The organism is Bradyrhizobium sp. Ses1 (assembly GCF_059512365.1).
In genome coordinates this window covers 43,227-62,868 of record NZ_JCAMOQ010000015.1, presented here as the reverse complement: position 1 = coordinate 62,868, position 19,642 = coordinate 43,227, and the positions used below count along the sequence as shown (strand labels likewise).

Genomic DNA, 19,642 nt, shown 5'->3' with positions numbered 1-19,642 from the left:
GTCCGCGGCCTGATGCGCGGGCTGCAGCCGAGCGGCCCTTTCCAAATGCCACCGGCGCGTGGGACATCAGATCGCGTCGTCGACGATCAAATGTGGCTTGCCCTGCGAACAGGATTCGATACGTGCCCTAATGCGAAAGGTTGCGGCAAGGTTTTCCGGCGTCAGGACTTCAGCCGCCGTGCCGAAATCGTGCAACGTTCCATCAGAGAGGATAGCGACCTTGTCTGCGAATTTGAGCGCCAGGTCGAGATGGTGCAGCGCGATCAGCACGAGCATACCGTCGTCATGCGCAAGGCTGCGCACCTGCCGCATCGCTTCCAACTGGCGGTGCATGTCCAGCGCGCTGGTTGGCTCGTCCAAGAGCAGCACCTGCGGTTCGCGCACGAGACATTGAGCAAGCCCGACGAGCTGGCGCTGTCCACCGCTCAGCTCGGAAAGGATTTCATTGGCAAGATCGCCCATATCGAGTGACGCCAGCGCCTGGTCCACCGCCACAAGATCGGACCTCTCCAGACGCCAGCCGCTGACCTGCTTACGCGCAAGAAGCACGGATTCGAATACAGTCAGCACCGCGCTTGCCGTTTGGTCTTGAGGCATATAGGCGACGGCGCGATCTGCATCGCGCACACCTTCCAACCGGCACTCGCCGGGCCCCGGAAGAATGGCTGCCAGGCGCCGGAACAGCGTCGACTTGCCCGCAGCATTCGGTCCAATGACCGCCACGACCTCGCCGCCATAACAGGGCGGAAGGGTCACATCACGTAGTACCTCGCGTGATCCGAAGCGGGCGCCGAGGCGATGCGTGCTCAGCACTACCATATGTCTCTTCCGCTTTTCAGAATCAAATAGAGGAAGACCGGCAATCCGATCGCCGAGGTGACGATGCCGATCGGCAGGACGGCGCCGGGTACCGCGATTTTGGCCAGGATGGAGCTGAACGACATTATCAGCGCGCCAGTCAGCGCGCTCGCGGGCAGCAGGAAGCGCTGGTCTTCGCCGACCATCATGCGTGCGATGTGCGGAGCTACGAGACCGATAAAGCCGATCGTGCCGACAAACGCGACGGGGATCGCCGTCAAAAGAGAGACAAGGATCAGGGTTTCGAGCCGCAGGCGGCGCACGGGAATGCCGAAGCTCGCCGCGCGCGCCTCGCCAAGGCGTAAGGCCGTCAACTGCCACCGGCGGCGCAGAAAGACCGGCAAGGTTAGACCCACGACCAGCGCGGTGATGGCGAGCTTGGGCCATGTCGCCTTGGTGAGGCTGCCCATGGTCCAGAAGACGATGGCCGCGACCGCCTGCTCGGCGGCGAAATACTGGATGATAGCGAGTGCCGTATTGAAACTGAAAACCAGCGCTATACCCAAGAGCACGATCACATGGATCGAGGCTCCGCGCCGAAGGCTGGCCAAATGGATCAGGAAGGCGGTTGCCATGGCCATGACGAAAGCATTGGCCGCGACGACATAGTCGCCTGCGATGGGAACCAGCGCGACACCGAAGGCGAGCGCAAGGGCCGCGCCGAAGCTTGCACCGGCGGAAAGGCCCAGCGTGAACGGGCTCGCCAGCGGATTGTTCAAGATGGTCTGCATCTGAGCGCCGCCGATGGCAAGCGCCACACCGACCACGACGCCCATAAGGGCCGACGGCATGCGGATCGACCAGACAATGACGCGCATCTGCGCATCCGCTTCCGCCGGCAGAACGAGCGTGCGCACAACCTCTCCAAGCCTGTAGCTGGCTGGTCCAGTCGAAAGGTCACCGACCAATGCGCCGCAGACACCGACCACCAGCACAAGGAGAACGATCCATCGCCTGACGCTGAGCGCTTGATAGGCGTCGCCTCCGGCTAAGGGAAGTGTTTCGGTATGGACATCGGTCATCACTGGCTGTCCGAAAGGCTGACGCTATAGCCGGGCCGGTACTCGATGGGCAGGAAGCGACGATGGTATTCGGCAAAAGTTGCATTGGGGTCCAGATTAGCAAACAGGTCGGGGTGGAACCACTTCGCCAATTGTTGGACGGCAACAAATTCGTATGTGCTGTTGTAGAACTGGTGCCAAATGCCGTGAAAATTCCGCGTCTTCTTTGCCGCGATACCGGTATAGGCGTCGCGAGTAGCGAACCATTCGAGCTTCTTGCGCGTCACCCGAGGATCCGCCCCTGGTCCAAGCGGAATCCAATGGCCCCCGGGCACATAGGCTTGCCAGTCAGCGCTGGTAACCACCACATGCTCGGGATTGGCGACGATGACCTGCTCGGGACTGATCTGCCCGAAGGTCGAAGGAATGATATCGCTGCCGATATTATGGCCGCCAGCGAGTTCGACATATTTGCCGAAATTCTCGGCGCCGAAAGACAGGCAGCAATCCTGCGAGTAGCCACCGATCCGCTCGACGAACACATTGGGGCGCTTCGGTTGTTTGGCGGCAAGGACGTTGGCAACCGCAGCCATAGCCTGGCGGCGGAACGCGATGATCTCCTCCGCACGCGCCTCGCGCCCCATGATCCTGCCCAGGAGCCGAATGGTCGGCTCGGTGTTTTCCAGGGGACGGTGACGAAAATCGATATAAAGAACCGGTATGTTCAGTGCCGCGAGCTTCTCGATGTAGCTGGCGTCCTTGTTGGCCTGCATGGCTTCAAGATTGAGCAGCACCACATCAGGCTTCTGGATGATCGCCGATTCGATGTCGATCAGGCTGTCCTCCTGCCCCTTAGAGGAAGGCAGCTTCGCCAACTCGGGAAACACTTCGAGATACTGCGCGTAAGTGGCCGGGTCGGCCGCGATCAGATCGGTGCGCCAGGCAACGACGTGGGCCAAGGGATCTTTGGGTTCCAGCGAGGCGATGAGATAGAGCTGCCGGCCTTCGCCCAGAAGCATCCGTTTGACAGGCGCGTTAAGCGTCACCTGGCGGCCTGCAATATCAGTGAGGGTAAGCGGCGCCTGTGTCTGTGTCAGTCCAGGTTCGCCGGCAAATGCTGCTGTTGGAAGCAAAGCGATCAGGACAATAGCCGTCACCGCGGCGTGCAGCAGCGATCGGTATTCCGTCATGGTCGACTTCCTTCTTGAGCGGAGTGCGCAGTTTTGAGCCAGATGCCGAGAGCCGACAAAAATGACAAGGCGTAAAGCGTGGCGACGAGCGGGAAAGCGGCTTCGAGACCAAAGAGCTGGGTGACCCCGACACCGGCAACGATGCCGCTCGCAGAAGCAACCTGCTGGCAGGCTTGCGCAAGGCCCAGAACCGAACCTTGCCTATCATTAGAGACAGCTGCCGAAATGAGCGCGAGAAGCACCGGCGTCGTTCCCCCAAGAAGCGCGCCCCAGATAAAATACAGGAACGCGAACACGGCAACGGAGTTCGTGCTGCCCGCCAGATGCGTAACCAAAACGCACGCGGCCGAAATCGGCACGCTCCCGCCCAGCACATAGGATGGCGTTCGTTTCTCGAAGAGCCGCGCCCATAGGGGCGCGGCCACGACAAAGCCGCACGCCAGCAGTCCGTAAGTGAGGCCGGCGACCCAGTGCGGCGCGCCAAATACCCGGGTCATGTACAGTGAGAAAGGAACCTGCAGGACCATGCGGCTGGCAAGCAGCATCCCCATCAAGGCAAGAAGAGCTCCGATCGGAGCACCTGTCGACGCCGTAGGCTTTGCGGTACCCGCGTTTCCGGGATTGGCGGCAGCAGCTCCTGGCGTCGGTACGGGCAGGCTCAACCAGGCAACGGCAGCGCACAGCGCACAAATCGCCCCGGCGGTCAGATTTACTGCAGCAAAAGGGAATCGATCGAGAATGAGCCCGCCCAGGAAGGCGCCGCCCAGCGAGCCCACATTGGTCGCAACCTGAAGCCAGGCGAACAGGCTTGCGCGATCCTTCCCGCCGGTAATCTGCACGCCATAGGCCTGCGCTGGGGCGATATAGCCGGCGCAGGCGCCCTGCAAGAAACGCAACGCGATGATCGTCCAGACATCCTGTGCAACAGCGACAAGGAGTTGCGTGACCGCTAGCCCGCCGAGCGCCCGAACCATCATCAGCCGATTGCCGTAGCGATCGCCCATTCGCCCCCAAAAGGTGCTGGTCAGCGACATACCAATCATCGGGCCCACATAGACACCCACGCCTGCGAGTCCAAAGACGCTGTCGGAAGGGCTCAACGCTTTGATTTGGATCGGCCAGAATGGACCACTCATTTCCATGGCGCCCATGGAAATGAATTGCAGCCCGAACAGCAAGACAAAAACAGGACCGAAGCCGCGAAACAAGGCAGAAGCAGTTGTCATTCCGCTCCCGCCAGTGGATTCGGCAGCTCGTGCTCAACCCGATAGTCGCGATAACGCTCCAGGTGCATCCGCAGCACGGAGCGGCTCGGCCAGGGTTTCTCAAGAAAGGCCTTGCGTTCTTCCTGCCAGAATGCGTCCGACAACATGCGCGGCTTGAGCGCATCGAAAACTGCCTCGGCCTCTTCCCGCAGGATGCGCCAAAGGCTTGTGCCCGACAGTGGATAATGTTGGTTGAGGCACAGTGCGACTTCATGAAGGTGGCAGACGAAGCAGGCATCGATGACGAATGAGCGCACAAGACTGATATTGTCATCAAATGTGGTGGGTAATATCCCCGTGCGAGTGAAGGGCTTGAGGTGGTACCCTCGTTCCTTGAACAGGGGCGCAAAACTGCGGCCGTCGCCGAAATCACGGATCAGCAGTTTTCGCGGGCGGCCGGTTTCATCGAACAGGATCGTGCTGTTTTGCTGATGCGCCTCAAAAGCAATTCCGTAAAGCAGATACATGGCGAGCGTTGGCCGGATGACAGTCCCTACATAGGCACGGAAGAACGCCGATACGGCTGCTTCACTTTCATCGCCGCTTCTGGCAATCAATTCGCAAATGAGCGGGCGGCCATCGATCGGGCTTGCCGTCAAGAGTGCCGCAACAGTGACCGGCAATAGCCCATCATTTCGCGCCAGAGCGTCGCAGTTGCGGTAGACGACCGATAGAAAGCGGCCCGGATGCTCGTCGCCCGTTACGGGGTGGTGCAGGATTGCGCCGAGCTCTTCGGTGAAGATCTCCAACCTGTCAGAAAGATCCCTCTCCTTTGACAGAATATCGGAAATCAGGGTGCTGAGACGCGGCCCCATGTAAATCGATTTGGCCTGCAGAGTGCGCTGTTCGCTGGTCATCCAGATCGCCACCGGCAGTTTGATAAAGGGCCTCGGCTCCTGTGTGTCCGGCAGCATTGTGCGGAACGACATTGACGGCAGCGTTATGACCTCCGGGCCATCCGGATCGAAAACTTCGGAACTAATCTCGGACGCGAACTCACGGCGCAGGAAATTGTCGAGGTGCCAGATATGGACAGGGAGAGGCAGCCAGTCCTCGCGAGACTTTCCACGTTTATGCAATCCTTCGGCCCAGTCGCGCCAGAGCTCGGGGAAGCTTTGTGAGAACCATTCCGAATAGCTGCCGACATGCGGCATCTTCTCCACATACGACCATTCTTTGCGCAGCGCTGCTATTCGGACGCGCACGCGAGCACCGAACTCAGGCGACAAAGCCGCGACGTCCTCGGGCGACAGGTCGGGTTTGGCCTTCCATGTCGGATAAAAGGGATGACCTTCCAGCGCGCCCCACTGATCGAGCGTCATAGCCGCCAGATGCGGCGGCAGGCTCTTTTCCAGATATGCGAGGAATCCCTGCACGCCTGCTTCGGCTACTTTCCCTCGCAGCTCGGCGCTCCAGTGCTCCCGGTGACGACGCGCCAGGATGTCGTTGCGCATGCTGTCCTCGACGTCGCGTATGAGATGCTCGACGCCGTCCGATGCTGGCGAGATCGCCAAGGCGGGCGCGACCTGCCGGATGAGGTCGGAGGGACCACCGATCCGGTAGCGAGCACCGGTCTCGTCTAGTATTTCGACAGAACCACGATTTTGCAATGTCCCCGCAGGCGCACGACGCAGGTCGGTGAAATGCAGGACCCGGCGTGACTGCCAAAGGGGGAGCCATGCTTGGTTGCCGTCGCGCGCCCACAACAATGCATCCGGTTCAAGAAGGCGCTCGGCGAACAGGCAGCGGACCAGCCGGTTGACCGCATTGCGCGATGCGTCCGACCAAAGCCGCCCGGCACGCGCCTGAGCTTCGGCATCTGCGGAGGAAGGCATCCACTCGTCCACTACGCTTCCTCCGGCCAGTTGGCGGGCAAAAAGGCCGGCGCGCCTTCGTTGAACCCGCCATGGTAGTTGAGCGCCCAGTTGTAGGTTTTCGTGATAGCGGGAGTTGCCACTTCAAGCCGCGTGGCCAATTCCACCAGCAGCGCCTGCCCGAAGGCGATATCTTCGTGGAAAGCGCGGCTTGCGCGATCGATGACAAGGCCGGGCCCGTCCGGATTGGGAACAAGTGGGGCGCGAATGCCCGCGTAAGCACGGTTTGTTCGCAGCAGCGTATACATGGTCCGGTCGTCCTCGATCTGGCTGCCATAAGCCTCGATCAATTCCTGTCGGAGCGGCTTCACCGAACTCAGATCAATGCCCAGGCGCAATTCGACCGCATGGCGGATTGCCTGGTTTTCCGCATCGCAGGCCTCCAGCAATTCGGCGCCGGCGTGTGGGCAATCGCTCCACCAGCAAAGGGGACGGTCAAAGGGCTTGTTTTCCCAAGGCGCGCCAGGGCCGATCAGGGCATAGAGCACGGCGGGATGCATCAATGCGTTGCCCGGCGTCAGCGTGATTTCGAGATAGTCCCGCAGCAGGGTGACGGGGGCTTCATAAATCTGACCCAGCATCGCCTGGAGCCCGGCGCGGCTCGCTGCAGTCTCGCGGCGATGAAGCGCCGCGAAGAGCTGAGCCTTGGCCCCTCCCATGCGCACCCGCTCGCCTGGCATCAAGTCAAAGGCCGTATGGGGCACGTCCTTCATGCCCCAGATCACCACATTGTCCGTACCCGAAAGGGCTTTGGCTGCGAGCCAGTTGAAGCCGCAAAAGCCGGGAATCGCGCCAACATAGACGTGCTTGTCCCGGGGGAGATGCCCTGCGAAGGAGTGTAGAAGCGCAGGCCGCGCGTGGGCCGGCAGCGTCACGATCACCATGTCCGTGCCTATAAGTGCCTCGCTCGGATCGATGCCGACATAGTCGGGCCGTCCGCTCAAGAGGTGGCCGTCCGGCGTCTGGGCCCACCAAACACCGTCTCCCCTCGTCCATCGATCGGCGACGGCAGCCGCCCCCGTCAGCACGGAAACAGTGATACCTGGACGCTGCTTGAAGAGCACGGCATTCAAATGCCCAGTGCGCCCCGCACCGCAGATCGTCACCTTCATGCTGCGCGCGCCCTTCCGGTGAGCCAGGCGTCGAGCTGTGCGGCGATGGTCGGATCCAACAAATCGCGCTTGGCCATCCATTCATCGTCGAAGACCGAGCCAAGATATTTCTCGCCACCGTCGGCAACGGGCGTGACCACCGTGCCGGACAACTTGCCGGCTGCAATGAATTCCAGCGCCTTGTAGATGGTGCCCCCGGTCGAGCCCCCGACCAGAAGCGCGTGGCGCCGCGCGATAAAACGTGCTGTTTCGAAGGCCTGCGTGTCGGTGACCTGCACCCCTTCATCGATGCATCCATAGTCGAGCACCTTGCCGATTTCATCGCCGGCGGGCGTTCCCGTGCCCGACTGGTAGTAGGGATGGCCAGGCTTGCCGAAGACGATCGAGCCGGCCGGTTCCACAGCGATTGTCCGGACAGCAGGGTTAACCCGCTTCAGACGCTGGGCGATACCGGTCATTGACCCGCCGGTGCCGACACAGCCGACAAAGGCATCGATGCCGTCTGGAAGCTGTGCCAGGAGCTCGTCGACGAAACCGGCATAGCCTTCCGGGTTTGCCGGATTGTCGGACTGGTTCATGAACAACGCATCAGGAAGCTGGGCGCCGAGTTGGGCGGCCAGCCGTTGGCGCTCCACCACCGCAACCTCGTCCTCCCGATAGTCGCCTTCGACATAACGAATTTCCGCGCCCAGCGCGCGCATCATGCGGATCTTGTCCGGCGCAGCGTGATGATCGACAACGGCAATGAAGCGCAGGCCCAATTCCACTGCGGCTAACGCCAGTCCGATCCCAGTGTTTCCGGACGACGACTCGACGATCGTGCCGCCCGGCGGGAGCCGCCCGTCCTCAAGCGCGGCAAGCACCATGCTGCGCGCCATGCGGTCCTTCATGGAGCCACCCGGATTGTTCTTTTCAAGCTTCAGCACGAGCGTGGCGTCGCTGTTGGGTACGGCAATCGGCATCACCGGCGTTTGGCCGATCAGCTGGCTTACGGTCCTGCAGAGCATTGTGCCTCTCCTACTGTGTCGGGGACGAGCGTTAGCTGTCCTTTTACATCCTGAACCACGCAAAGGCGGCTCGGCATCGGGTGGCGATGGAATTCGTTTTCCAGGAGGTCCATCTGGTAACCGCCGGTGTTGGCGTAAACCAGAAGGTCTCCCGCTCGCGGAGCGATGGGAAAGGTGAGCCATCTGTTGCTAAGGACGTCCTCGTCCAAGCAGCTATGGCCGGCCAGATAACCTCGGATAGATTTTGCGGCGATCGGCGGCGATGTGGCCGGAACCAGGATGGGATCGACCAAAAATTCGGAGCCAAACCAGGTTTCGCAAGCGCTGAAGCTGCTGCCTTCGACGAAGACGACATGGGCATCAGGGCCAACGGCTTTCACGCGCAACACCCGGAAGACGGAAATCGCGGCCTGATCGGCCAGTGCTCGCCCGGGCTCCATCCCCAGCACCAGCCCCTCATGGACAAGATAGTTCGCAAAGCTGCGGCCATGGGCCATCGGTGCGCTCAGCAAACAACGCAGCCACTCGGCAGCGGAAAGCTCTCCCCCGTAGGGATAGAAGGAATCCGGTATCTTCCCGGTGCGGTAGTCCTCGGGCATCTGTGCCCCAAGATGCGCCTGATAGGCGCGCTGATCGACATATTGGATCGGCAACCCGCCCCCAATGTCGATCATGCGCGGCGCAAAACCTTGTGCGCGGGATTCGCTGAGCAGACCGGCGGCCTCTCTATTCGCTTGCGCGCGAGATTCCCAACTATAGCCACTCAGGTGGAAGTGCAGCCCGTCAAAGCGCAAGCGGCCTTCGCCAGCAATGCGCGACAGACAATGCCGGATGGCCGCGGCCGGCATGCCGAAGCGACCCTGCGCCTGGTTGGCGGGACGCAAACGCAGCAGCACCGGCTGAAGCGGGCCGCCTGCCGGAAGCCAGCGGATCAGATCCTCGAGCTCTTCCGGTGAATCCACCGATATGAGCGCGTTGCAGTTGATAAGCTCGTTGTGGAATGCCGCCGTCTTCGCCGGGCCTGTCGCCACAAGTTGTGCGCCGTCGGCGCCGAGCCGTCTGGCATCCCGCAACTCATAATGGCTTGAGACGTCAATGCCGGCCCCTGTGCGCAATGCTGCGGCTAACAGCCCCGGCGATTTGTTGACTTTCGCTCCGTAGTAGACCGCGTGTGCGACACCGCTCTCCCGCAAGGCGCCTCTGAGTACCGCGATATTCCTCTGCAGCTCTTCGGGCCAGATCAGATTGACCGGCGACCCATGTCGGGCGACCCAATCGATCAGCAGCGGGCCGTTGCCGGCCAAGAGCTCCGCCGTGCTTGGCCGCAGAATCGGTGACAGGCCCGCGCCGGGCTTGTAGCAATGCAAGGTCATCGCCTCGCCCTTTCGGCATAGGCTACGGCGCGTTCTGTCGGAGCAAGGTGGCGCAAGCTCTCCAACGGCAGGTTGCAATTGGGCAGGCTTTGATCAAAAATATGTCGCGTCGTCTTGCAGGGGAATTTTCGGCCGCTGCGCGCCATCGCGAGGATGCTCGCAGGCGTGATCGTCTGGCCCGCGCGCCAGCTCTCCACCCGCACTGCGCTGTAGTCCAAGAGAATCACCGGCACCAGTGGCAGTTGCAGGCGGTGCGCGACTGCTAGCCGGTGATGACCGTCCATCACGAAGAGAGCGTCCTTCTCCGCCGTGATCGGAACAGTCCAACAACCCGCGCGGAGGATTTGCATCTGCAGCTCCGCTACCCGGTTGGCATCGACCTCTTCGGTCGGGATCAAGCATGTTGGCGAAAGGAAGCGAACTTGCATATCGACCAGCCTGATTTTTTGTCAGCAGGAACCGTTCGGGAAGCGCCTTCAGGGTGGCGCTGCGTCGTTGGTGCCAACGCGCAGCGACAAGGAACAGAGGGTTTGCAGGCACGCCGGCTGTTCGCGAACGAGCTGCTCGGTCTGCGTGTCCAGCAGCGGGGTTAACGCGCGAACAAATGCGCTGACACCTCCTCCCACGACCGAGCCATCATAAGCATCCATAAAGCCTCTCACCAAACTGTAAGAGCAGCGATTACATGTCCACGGTCATCGACAGGAGATACGTGCGCGGTGCTCCCAGGAAGAACGTTCCGAATGAGGCTACGCTCGACCAGTAATTCGTACCGGTCACATTCTGAACGTTCGCGCGGAAAACCGTCCTCCTGCCGTTGATCGCCGTCGTATAGCGGGCACCGAGATCGAGACGCGTCCAATCCGGGATCGGCTGCTTGTTCGCTGTATCGACGAACTGCTTGCCCGTGTAGATGACTGCCCCATTCAAAGTGAGCCCGGTCACCCACGGGAGATCCCACTCGGCTCCAATATTGGCCTGCACGTTCGGAACGCCGATTGGCGTGTTGCCCACGTTTGCCGCGAGGGCGGTCTTCGTCAGGGTGCCATCCAGCAGCGAGAAGCCTCCGAGGACACGAATCTCGGGCATGAGTTCACCGTAGACGTTGAACTCGAGCCCACGGACTTGCTGTTCGGCGGTCGCCGCGAAGCGCCCGGCGGACAGCTCGCCGCTCGCCTTCGATATCTGGAAAGCGCTGAAGGTGGTTGCAAGCCGGCCGAAATCCACCTTGACGCCGGCCTCGTACTGCTTGGCGATGTAGGGCGGGAGCACTTCGCCGAAGTTGGAAGCGGTCTGCGGCGCAACATCGCCCCGGCTTAGACCTTCGATGTAGTTCGCGTACAGAGAGACGTTGTCCCAGGGACGGACGACGAGGCCGACCACGGGAGTGGTCGCGCTCTTGTCGTAGGACGACGTCAGTGTTCCGACATTGGAAAGATAGTTGTTCGCTTCGATGCCCTGGCGCCGGACACCCAAAGTCAACAGGACACGCTCATTCAGCACAGATAAGGTGTCAGCAATCGAGAGCCCCGTGAGTTCACTGTCCGAGAGCGGGGGGCGCCCGCTGATCTCGTTTGCGAACTGAGTTGGCGCCACGGTCGGATTGTAGATGTTCGACGCGACCAGACTGCCATTGGTGAGCCGCCGGTTCAACGCGTCATGATAGAGGGAGGCCTGGAAGGCGACCGCATGGTGGACGAAGCCGGTATCGAAGCGGGCGCGGACGCCGCCATCATATGTGTATCGATCAACGCTAAGCCCGAAGAATTGGGGCGTCGAAGTCGTGTCGCCGCTCGTATTGATGATCGTCGGAAGACCGAAGAATCGCTTGACATCGGTCCGCGATCCGCCGACGTCAGCGAACAACGTCACCTGATCGGTTACATCGTATTCGGTGCGCAACAAGGCAGACTGATCGTTGATACGCGACCATTCCCAAGGTTGCGTCACGTTCAGCCGACCGTCCGGCGCGTTCGGCACTTGTAGGCCGGGAGCCATGAGGAAAGGACGTGACGGCGCGTCGAACCGATCGGTCTGGGCGATGAGATAGAGCCAGGACCTGAAGCGCTCGCCCTGATAGTCGAGGGCCAGCGATCCGACGCCCGTCGTTTCGGACTGGCGGTCAATGGGCGTGTCGCCGTCGCGCAGGCTGCCGGTGGTGCGCACGCCCCATTCCTTGCTGTCGCCGTAGCGCCTCGCAATATCCCAGTGACCGCCGAACCGTGCGGCCGAACCGTAACCCGCGGTGAAGCGCGTCAAGTCCTCTCCCGCACGCTTAGGCACAACATTGATGACGCCGCCGACGCCGCCGTTGGGTGCGATCCCTGAGAGCGCAGCTGAGGGACCCTTGAGCACTTCGATGCGTTCGATGTAATCCGTGAATATGCGGTAGTTCGGCGCGATCCCGTAAAGGCCCTCGAAGGCGAACTCACCGCTATTGCCTTCGTTAATTGGGAAGCCGCGAATGTTGAAGGAATCGACCGTACCTCCCGTTGGGTGGGAACTGCGCACGGAAGGATCCAGGATCAAGGCATCCGCAACCGTCGCCGCCTGCTGATCCCGGATGAATTTGTCCGTGTAGCTCGTCAGATTGAACGGCGCCTTCATTGTGTCGGCGTTTCCGAGCAGTCCCAGCCGCCCGCCTTGAGCGACCTGGCCGCCCGCAAAGGCGGGCACGACACCCGGCTGCGATTGCACGACAGCGGTTTCGGTTTGCGGGGCGCTAGGCGCCGTGGGGCGCCGTGAAGTTGATCGGACCCGGGCGGCATTTCGTTTGGTCGGCGCGCTGCGGACCGACCGTTGCGTCGGAGCATCGACAGTAATGGGAGGAAGGGAGTTGCCGCCTTGCGGTGTTTGGGATTGAGCGGGCGATTCGAACCACGCCATCAACGCCACTCCACCTAGCAGTGTCGCACCAAAGCGAACTACCGCCCCAACCTCACCTGCACGTCGCATTTCCAGAAAGCCCCTCATCAAACAGCACATCGCCCAACGTGAAATGGCTCCACGACCGGGCTTCAACGACCATGGATCGAAAATCCGCTCTCTGCGTCCGAGCTCGGCCGACACTTACGACCGGTGAATCAGCTCCCCCGCAAACGCGCGTTCCGGGTTGGTTGCCTACGTCCTCATGTGCAACTTCGGATTGTTGGCGATCTGCACCGCCTCTTTAGAGAGACGCTATCGTGACTGCAACGCAAATGCGTGCGGTGCGACTTAGAATGTCTCGATCATCGATCGACTCGAGTCAGCGACACTATGTTTGGAAGTATTCCAAAGGTACTTTGGAAGATTCTAAGTCAGTGCTGTTGAAGTTGACGGGAAAGATAGACGAGAGTGCTTTCGCCAGAGAGCCATGCTTTTCCTGGAAGCTGTAACGCAATAGGCCTCGCTTCTTCAGGAACGCTTTAGACCTCGTCATGGACTGACTGTTGCGCGTCAAGCGCCGTCGCCTCAATTCCCAGGACCTGTGCGTATTCATTGATCTTATCGGCGCGCTTGCGAATCCGTAGCCCAGACCACTACCGCTAAATGGACGAGGCTGAAGATCGGCGCATTTCGAAGGCTTGCGCAGGCTCTCGAATTTGCGTCCGACGATCGCGGGCGCGAGCACCTCATTGACGAGCCGGGCGCGATGCCCGGCGCCGGGTGCGGGAAAGTTCGACCAGGCCTCCCTCTCCCCTGGACGCCGTCTTCATCGATTGCGCAAATGAAGACGGCCGGACGGTTCAACATCTTGGCGAACGACATCACCACCGGCGTCGCCAAAGGATAGCGATAGCAGAATCGCCCGGATCGAGCCGATCGTGAAGCCGCCAGACGTCATGTTTTCTTCCGCAATGGGCCACACTAAATGGATACTCGCGGGTACTTGCCGTTGATTCGCAGCTCCTCACGAGTTAGCGCGAAGACCGGTCGCGCGTCGACCGCTGTCGACCTTGGTGAGCCCGGCGGCGGTCGATACTCGCTTCTCGATGGCTCCTTCAGACGCGAGATCGCTACGGTTCGGCCCGCAGCGCGGGCTGATGGATGTCGATGATCGCCACCGCCACGAACGTAATGGCCACACACCCGGCGATGACGGCGAAGAACATGGTTGCACCGAAATTCAGGGCGAAGGTGCCGACATATGCGCTGACGATAGCCCCCGCTCGACCGAAGCCGGCCGCAGCACCAACGCCGGTCGATCGAACGTTCGTCGGGTACACGTAGGCGGCCAGCGCGTACAGCGAGCCCTGCGCGCCGAGCAGACAGAAGCCTTCGATAAATAGAAGTGCCATCAGCAATGGTTGGGTTTCGGTCGACAGCGGTATCGATGCCAGGATCGCCGCGCCGACGGTCGCCGCACCAGCGACCGTCAGGATCGCTACCCGCGAACCGTATCGGCCGATCGCCCACCCGGTGACGATGCAACCACCGACGCCGCCGAAGTTGAACAGCGCCAGGCCGAAGCTCGCCGTCTGCACGTCAAAGCCCTTGCCGGTCAGGAGAGTGGGAGCCCACGCATAAAGGACGTAAACCGGCAACAGGCAGAAGAAGAATGCGATCCAAAGCGCCGTCGTCGTGCGACGGAGGGCAGCAATGAACAGCGCGGTGACCGATGCGCGTTCGCCCCCGACATCGCGCCGATCGACGAAGACGCTGGACGCCGCAGCAGTCTTGTCGAGAATCCGTACCGATTTCGCCACCTTCTTCGTATCGACGCCCCGCGCCAACAGGTACTGCGGAGATTCAGGTAGCGCGAACACAAGGATCACTGCGACGATCATCGGCAATACGCCGCTAACCACGAACAACATGCGCCAGCCGTACTCGGGCTGGAGCTGGGCGGCGAGCAGGCCGCCGATCATACCGCCGACCGGAATGCAGACGATCCCCAACATCACGGACAGGCTGCGGTTTCGCTTAGGGGTGAATTCGGCGATCAGGGCCGTCGCAGCCGGAAGCGCGCCGCCGAGCCCGAGGCCCGCCAGAAAACGGCACAGGCTGACTTCACCCACGCCAGGTGCGGCGGCGATTGCCAGAGTTGCCGCACCGAACAGAAAGACCGACGCGATGAGAGCCACCTTGCGTCCAAGCCAATCTCCGACGATGCCTCCAATCGGCGTGCCGATCGTCATGCCGACGAAGCCAAGCGCGAGGGCCGGCGCGAAATCGCCTCGCGTGACGCTCCAGTCCTTGATCATCGATGGTATGGCGAATCCGAGAATCTGATTGTCCAGACCATCGAGAATGATGGCGAGCGCACACAGGAGCAGCACCTGCTTTCGCGAGGTATTCCACGCCCCCTCCTCGGCCAGTGATCCGATGTCGATGACTGGCTGCTTTGTCGTTTCCAAGACCTGTGTCGTCACGTTCTTTCTCCCCCCTTTTGTTATGGATCTTCGAATTTTTCTTCCTGGAAGCCACGCGACGCGGGCTTCGCAAGCCCTTGCTGCTCTCGCCAGAGGCTCCGGTCAGACGGCGGTCATCCTGTCGATTCCCGCCGCCTGCGATCGGGCGGCTTCCATTTGGGCAGCGCTCAAAGTGTTGGCGAGCAGACAGGCGATGGTCATCGGCCCGACGCCACCGGGCACGGGCGTGATCGCGCCGGCGACGTCGATCGCCTCGTCGAAGGCGACGTCGCCGACGAGCCTTTCGGCGCCTGTCTCAGACTTGATGCGGGTGATGCCGACGTCGATGACTGTCGCACCCGGCTTAATGAACTGACCCCGGACCAGACCAGGAACGCCGGTCGCGACCACGAGGATGTCCGCTTCCCTGCATCGCCGCTCGAGGTCGGTCGTGCGGAAGTGCGCAATGGAGACCGTGCACAGTTCCTGCAACAGCAGCCGCGCCATCGGACGGCCGACAACGTTCGACGCGCCCACAACGAGTGCTCCGAGCCCCGCAATGTCGTCGTGCACCGACTTGATCAGACGCATCACGCCGAGAGGTGTGCAGGGAACCAAGGCTCCTTGCATGCCGGCCGCAGTCCGTCCCACGTTCAACGGATTGAATCCGTCGACATCCTTGTCTGGACGGATGGCGGTCACAACGCGCGCCGTATCGATGTGGGGCGGCAGCGGAAACTGGACCAATATGCCATTCACCGCCGGGTCCCGGTTTAACTCCTCGATCAGATCCAGAAGCCGTCGCTCTGTCGTGTTCGCATCGAGCGCGAACCGACGTGACCGCATGCCGACGGCTTCGGTCTGCCGCACCTTGTTCGAGACGTAGACGTGGCTGGCAGGATCGTCGCCGATCAGCACGACGGCCAGCTCCGGGACTGCCACACCGCCACCGACGAGAGCGGCCACGCCCTCGGCCACCTGCTTCTGAACCTCGGCAGCGAGCGCCTTTCCGTCGATGATGCGCGCGGTCATGGTTGCGGTTCAGACCTTGGAAAGGTCGGAGCGCCGGTTGTCCTTCTTGTAGGGCGCCGGAGCCACCTTCGCGCGAATGTGCTTCTGCCGACGTCCGGGTTCGCCCCAGACCACGACGACTTCGGTGCCGATCTCGGAATGATCGACGTCGATGGTGCACAGTGACAGCATCTCGCGGAAGAAGTAGCTGTATCCCCGCGACGTGGTCACGCCGACGTCCTTGCTGCCGCCCAGCACGCGGTCGGCATACATGAATCCGCGCTGGTCGCGGGGCATTTCCATGTACTGGTAGGGCTCCTGCTCCTTCTGGAAGAGCGAGGCGTGGACATCAGCCACGTCGTCTCCGTTCCAGACCAAGGTGCGGATCACGCGCCGCGGATTGGCGACTTCTTCCTCGAGCGCCGCGCGCCCGATGAATTCGTGGTCGAACTTGATGTTCTTGCCCCAGCCGAGTTCGACCGGGCTTCGGTACCAAGCCCGGATGTCATCGGACTGGAAGCTGCCGGCGATGTTGAACGTGGACGCGAAGCCCGGCATCGCTGCGCGGAATTCGTCCTGATAGTCCTTCATGTCCTCATCGAAGATCGCAGGCATGTAGTCAGTTACGATCGTCGGGAAGCACGCTTCGAGGTGGTTGATGAAGATCGCCCGGCCGCCAATGCGGCGGAGGCCGAACTCCTGGCCGGCGGCGACAATAGCGTCGTAGACAGCCGCAGCCTGCTCCATGGGGCCTTGCAGTTCGAAACCGATCTCGCCCGACATACCCTGTCGCAGCGCGAGCATCTTGCAGCCGGCGATCTCGATCTCGCCCGAATGCATGAACTTCACGTCCCTCAGCGACTGCTTCGAGACCTTCTCAAGCAGCGCCACGGACGTCGGCCCTTGGACCTGGAAATTGAACCAGTCGTCGGCTGCGGATATGACATTGTAGTCGCCGTGGCGACGCACGTAGTCGACCCAGAACGTGCCGCGCCCGAACAGCATGAATTCGTCGTCGGACAGGCGCGTGAGGATTCCCTCCGCAATGACCTTTCCCTGTTTGGTGGTATGGACGACGTGTTTCGACTGCCGTATGTCGAACTTCTGGAAGCTGTTGACGGAGGTGTCCGAGAACAGCTTCAGCGCATCGGGTCCCTTGAAGCGCCGCTCCCAGAGGAACGACCAGTCGCCGAGCGCGCAGGTTTCCTTCCAGGACATGCTCTCGTCGATCCAGTCGGTATATTCGGGAAGGCCCCAACGCGAGGTGAAGTAGCCTTCGGGCGTCCTGCGCATGCCCTTGGGTGTGAGCATTGATGATTCTCCGTTCTGCTCAGTTGGCGAAGACAATGGTCCGTTCGCCGTTGATGATGATGCGGTCCTCGAGGAAGAGATGGACCGCGCGCGAGAGGACCCGGCGCTCGATGTCGCGCCCCTTGCGGATCAGATCTTCCGGCGTGTCGCGGTGGCTGACTCGTTCGACGTCCTGTTCGATGATCGGACCCTCGTCGAGATCGCTCGTTGCGAAGTGCGCGGTCGCCCCGATGAGCTTCACGCCGCGCGCGTGCGCCTGATGATAAGGCCTGGCTCCCTTGAAGCCCGGCAGAAAGCTGTGATGAATATTGATGCAGCGGCCATGGAGATGGCGCGCAAGATCGTCGGAGAGGATCTGCATGTAGCGCGCAAGGACGACGAGATCGGCTTTCGTCTCCTCGACAAGCGCCTTGATCTGCGCTTCTTGATCCATCTTCGTTTCCTTCGTGACCGGAAGGTGATGGAACGGAATATCGCCCACCAGGCTGACGGTGAGCGCCGAGCGCGGATGGTTCGAGACAATCCCGACGATGTCCATGTCGAGCTCGCCGAGCCGATGGCGGTACAAGAGATCGCCAAGACAGTGATCGAATTTGGAGACGAACAGCAGGACCTTCTTGCGTTCGGCTTGGGACCGGAGCTTCCATTCCATTCCGAATTTCCGGGCGATCGCCTCGATTCCGCGCCGCGCCGCCTTCGCGCCCCCTTCTGAGAGAGTGACACCGATCCTCATGAAGAAGCTTTCGCTTACGGTCTCGTCGACCTGCGCGGCCTCGACGATATTGCCGCCGTTTTCAAACAGGCAGCGCGAGACATCGGCCACGATTCCCGGCACGTCGCGACACGACAGGGTGAGGATGTATTGCGTATTCGATGCAGTTTCAGCGTGCATAAGCGGGCGATTCCTCGCAGCCACGGGCGATCGATTCCAGCGGCACCGACGTAAGGTGAGCGGATGTTTGAAGAATGAGAGGTGGACCGAGAAAGTGTGGCTGAGAGGCCTGAGCCTCCCGGGGGGCTACGCCTCTGATTTCACTCCCAAAGTCGCCTCTACGGGACGTTACAGAAGCACCATTGCGCAGAATGCCGCCATTGAAAATCCGGTATTATCCAATACAAGCTATCAGCATTATGGATATCAGACGGCTCGATCTGAACTTGCTTCTCCTGCTCGACGGGCTCTTCCGCGCCCAGAACCTGTCGGCGGTCTCTCGTCAGCTTGGAATGAGCCAGCCGATGGCCAGCGCTGGCCTGCGAAAGCTACGGGACTTCTTTGGCGATCCTTTATTTCTGTCGACAGGGCGCGGAATGCGGCCGACGCCATTTGCGGAATCGATCGCCGAAGCGGTGCGAACAGTGCTCTCGACGGTCGACGAGCAGATACTGCGCAAGCCACGCTTCGTACCGGAAGAGAGTGACCGCGTATTCACGGTCACGACCTCGGATATCGGCGTTCTGATCTTCATCCCGCCGATCCTCCAACGCATACGCATGATGGCTCCCGGAGCGGGCCTGCGATGCGTACCGACGTCCCACGAACAGCTGGAGGACGCGCTCGAAAACGGCGAGATCGATCTGGCGATAGGCTACTTTCCGGACCTCGTCGGCCCGAATATTGTGACCGAAGACCTCTTCGATCACCCCTTCACCTGCATTGTTCGAAAGGACCATCCGACGATCGGTGACACCCTGTCGCTTGAGCAGTTTCTCACGGCGGACCATATCGTCGTGAACCAGCAGGGGCGCAGTCAGGAGATATTCGAAAGGCGGGTCCGAGAACTCAAGTTGCAGCGCCGGGTCGTCCTACACTTGCCGCATTTCATGAGCGTGCCGCAATTGATCGCGACGAGCGACATGATCTCCACCGTACCGTTCTCGCTCGGGGCCTGGTACGCAGACGCGGGTCTCAAGCTTCTGCCGCCGCCGGTCTCCATACCTCTGATCCAATTGAAGCAGCACTGGCACCGCCGGATGGACAACGAACCTGCCGTCCGCTGGCTTCAATCGATCGTGGCCGAGGAGTTGCGTCACCGCGATCCCGCGCTGGCCATGTCGGCCGATTATGCCAAGTCCCGTGCCAAGGCCGCGGAGCCCGCTATCGCGGGGCGGTCAGTGTCCGAAGGGACGTCGCTGCGTCGGTGATCTACGAACGCTATCGTGAATGACAGCCGATCCCTCAGTCTGGCCGTGCGCCGTTAGAGCGCGATGACTTTTCTTCGAATCGTCATCCCGCTCTAGCTCTTTGTATGAGCATGATCTTTTTCGGAGAACCGGTGTCCACTTTTCCGGATCATGCTCTAGATGAGG

16 protein-coding genes are annotated in these 19,642 nt (G+C 61.2%); 1 reads left to right on the top strand and 15 read right to left on the bottom strand.

Translation table 11 applies throughout. The features are described from left to right. Positions 1–66 precede the first annotated feature (66 nt). The 15 genes from AC5ZG5_RS19130 to purU all read right to left on the bottom strand — a co-directional run bounded on the left by AC5ZG5_RS19130 (position 67) and on the right by purU (position 18,227). Positions 67–819 carry an ABC transporter ATP-binding protein gene (locus AC5ZG5_RS19130; protein WP_130222375.1) on the bottom strand — a complete coding sequence of 251 codons (753 nt, stop codon included), beginning with the start codon at positions 817–819 and terminating at the stop codon, positions 67–69. Further along, positions 813–1,880 (bottom strand): FecCD family ABC transporter permease, encoded by a 1,068-nt coding sequence (locus AC5ZG5_RS19125; protein ID WP_456643488.1) that lies wholly within the window; start codon positions 1,878–1,880, stop codon positions 813–815. The genes AC5ZG5_RS19130 and AC5ZG5_RS19125 overlap by 7 nt, the downstream gene beginning before the upstream one ends. Further along, a complete protein-coding gene (locus tag AC5ZG5_RS19120) occupies positions 1,880–3,049 on the bottom strand; it encodes an ABC transporter substrate-binding protein (RefSeq protein WP_456643489.1) in 1,170 nt (389 codons plus the stop codon). Before AC5ZG5_RS19120 ends, AC5ZG5_RS19125 begins: the two co-directional genes overlap by 1 nt. Next, positions 3,046–4,275, bottom strand: coding sequence for an MFS transporter (locus AC5ZG5_RS19115; RefSeq protein ID WP_130222369.1), 1,230 nt, complete (start codon positions 4,273–4,275; stop codon positions 3,046–3,048). The genes AC5ZG5_RS19120 and AC5ZG5_RS19115 overlap by 4 nt, the downstream gene beginning before the upstream one ends. Next, complete coding sequence (locus AC5ZG5_RS19110) at positions 4,272–6,161, bottom strand: IucA/IucC family protein (RefSeq protein WP_456643490.1); 1,890 nt, start codon at positions 6,159–6,161, stop codon at positions 4,272–4,274. Before AC5ZG5_RS19110 ends, AC5ZG5_RS19115 begins: the two co-directional genes overlap by 4 nt. After that, complete coding sequence (locus AC5ZG5_RS19105; protein ID WP_456643491.1) at positions 6,161–7,300, bottom strand: NAD/NADP octopine/nopaline dehydrogenase family protein; 1,140 nt, start codon at positions 7,298–7,300, stop codon at positions 6,161–6,163. The genes AC5ZG5_RS19110 and AC5ZG5_RS19105 overlap by 1 nt, the downstream gene beginning before the upstream one ends. Then, entirely contained in the window at positions 7,297–8,307 is a 1,011-nt protein-coding gene (locus tag AC5ZG5_RS19100) for a PLP-dependent cysteine synthase family protein (RefSeq protein ID WP_130222365.1), read from the bottom strand. The genes AC5ZG5_RS19105 and AC5ZG5_RS19100 overlap by 4 nt, the downstream gene beginning before the upstream one ends. Further along, a complete protein-coding gene (locus AC5ZG5_RS19095; RefSeq protein WP_456643492.1) occupies positions 8,289–9,680 on the bottom strand; it encodes a Y4yA family PLP-dependent enzyme in 1,392 nt (463 codons plus the stop codon). Before AC5ZG5_RS19095 ends, AC5ZG5_RS19100 begins: the two co-directional genes overlap by 19 nt. Continuing rightward, on the bottom strand, positions 9,677–10,108 hold the full coding sequence (locus tag AC5ZG5_RS19090) for a ParB N-terminal domain-containing protein (RefSeq protein ID WP_456643493.1): 432 nt from the start codon (positions 10,106–10,108) through the stop codon (positions 9,677–9,679). The genes AC5ZG5_RS19095 and AC5ZG5_RS19090 overlap by 4 nt, the downstream gene beginning before the upstream one ends. Before the next feature lie 48 nt (positions 10,109–10,156). Next, positions 10,157–10,330, bottom strand: a complete 174-nt coding sequence (locus tag AC5ZG5_RS19085) for a hypothetical protein (RefSeq protein WP_456643494.1) — start codon at positions 10,328–10,330, stop codon at positions 10,157–10,159. Between the two features lie 31 nt (positions 10,331–10,361). Further along, positions 10,362–12,566, bottom strand: coding sequence for a TonB-dependent receptor (locus AC5ZG5_RS19080; RefSeq protein WP_456643495.1), 2,205 nt, complete (start codon positions 12,564–12,566; stop codon positions 10,362–10,364). A gap of 1,112 nt (positions 12,567–13,678) precedes the next feature. Continuing rightward, on the bottom strand, positions 13,679–15,034 hold the full coding sequence (locus AC5ZG5_RS19075) for an MFS transporter (RefSeq protein ID WP_456643496.1): 1,356 nt from the start codon (positions 15,032–15,034) through the stop codon (positions 13,679–13,681). A gap of 102 nt (positions 15,035–15,136) precedes the next feature. Further along, positions 15,137–16,045, bottom strand: coding sequence for a bifunctional 5,10-methylenetetrahydrofolate dehydrogenase/5,10-methenyltetrahydrofolate cyclohydrolase (locus tag AC5ZG5_RS19070; RefSeq protein ID WP_456643497.1), 909 nt, complete (start codon positions 16,043–16,045; stop codon positions 15,137–15,139). 9 nt (positions 16,046–16,054) lie between these two features. Then, complete coding sequence (locus AC5ZG5_RS19065) at positions 16,055–17,335, bottom strand: aminomethyltransferase family protein (protein WP_456643498.1); 1,281 nt, start codon at positions 17,333–17,335, stop codon at positions 16,055–16,057. 19 nt (positions 17,336–17,354) lie between these two features. Then, the gene (gene purU / locus AC5ZG5_RS19060; protein ID WP_456643499.1) at positions 17,355–18,227 is read right to left on the bottom strand and encodes a formyltetrahydrofolate deformylase; all 873 of its coding nucleotides are present in this window, start codon (positions 18,225–18,227) and stop codon (positions 17,355–17,357) included. Positions 18,228–18,418: 191 nt separating this feature from the next. Between purU and AC5ZG5_RS19055 the strand changes: the two genes are divergently transcribed. Continuing rightward, positions 18,419–19,477: a LysR family transcriptional regulator gene (locus tag AC5ZG5_RS19055; protein WP_456643525.1), complete on the top strand. Its 1,059-nt coding sequence runs from the start codon at positions 18,419–18,421 to the stop codon at positions 19,475–19,477. Positions 19,478–19,642: the final 165 nt, after the last annotated feature.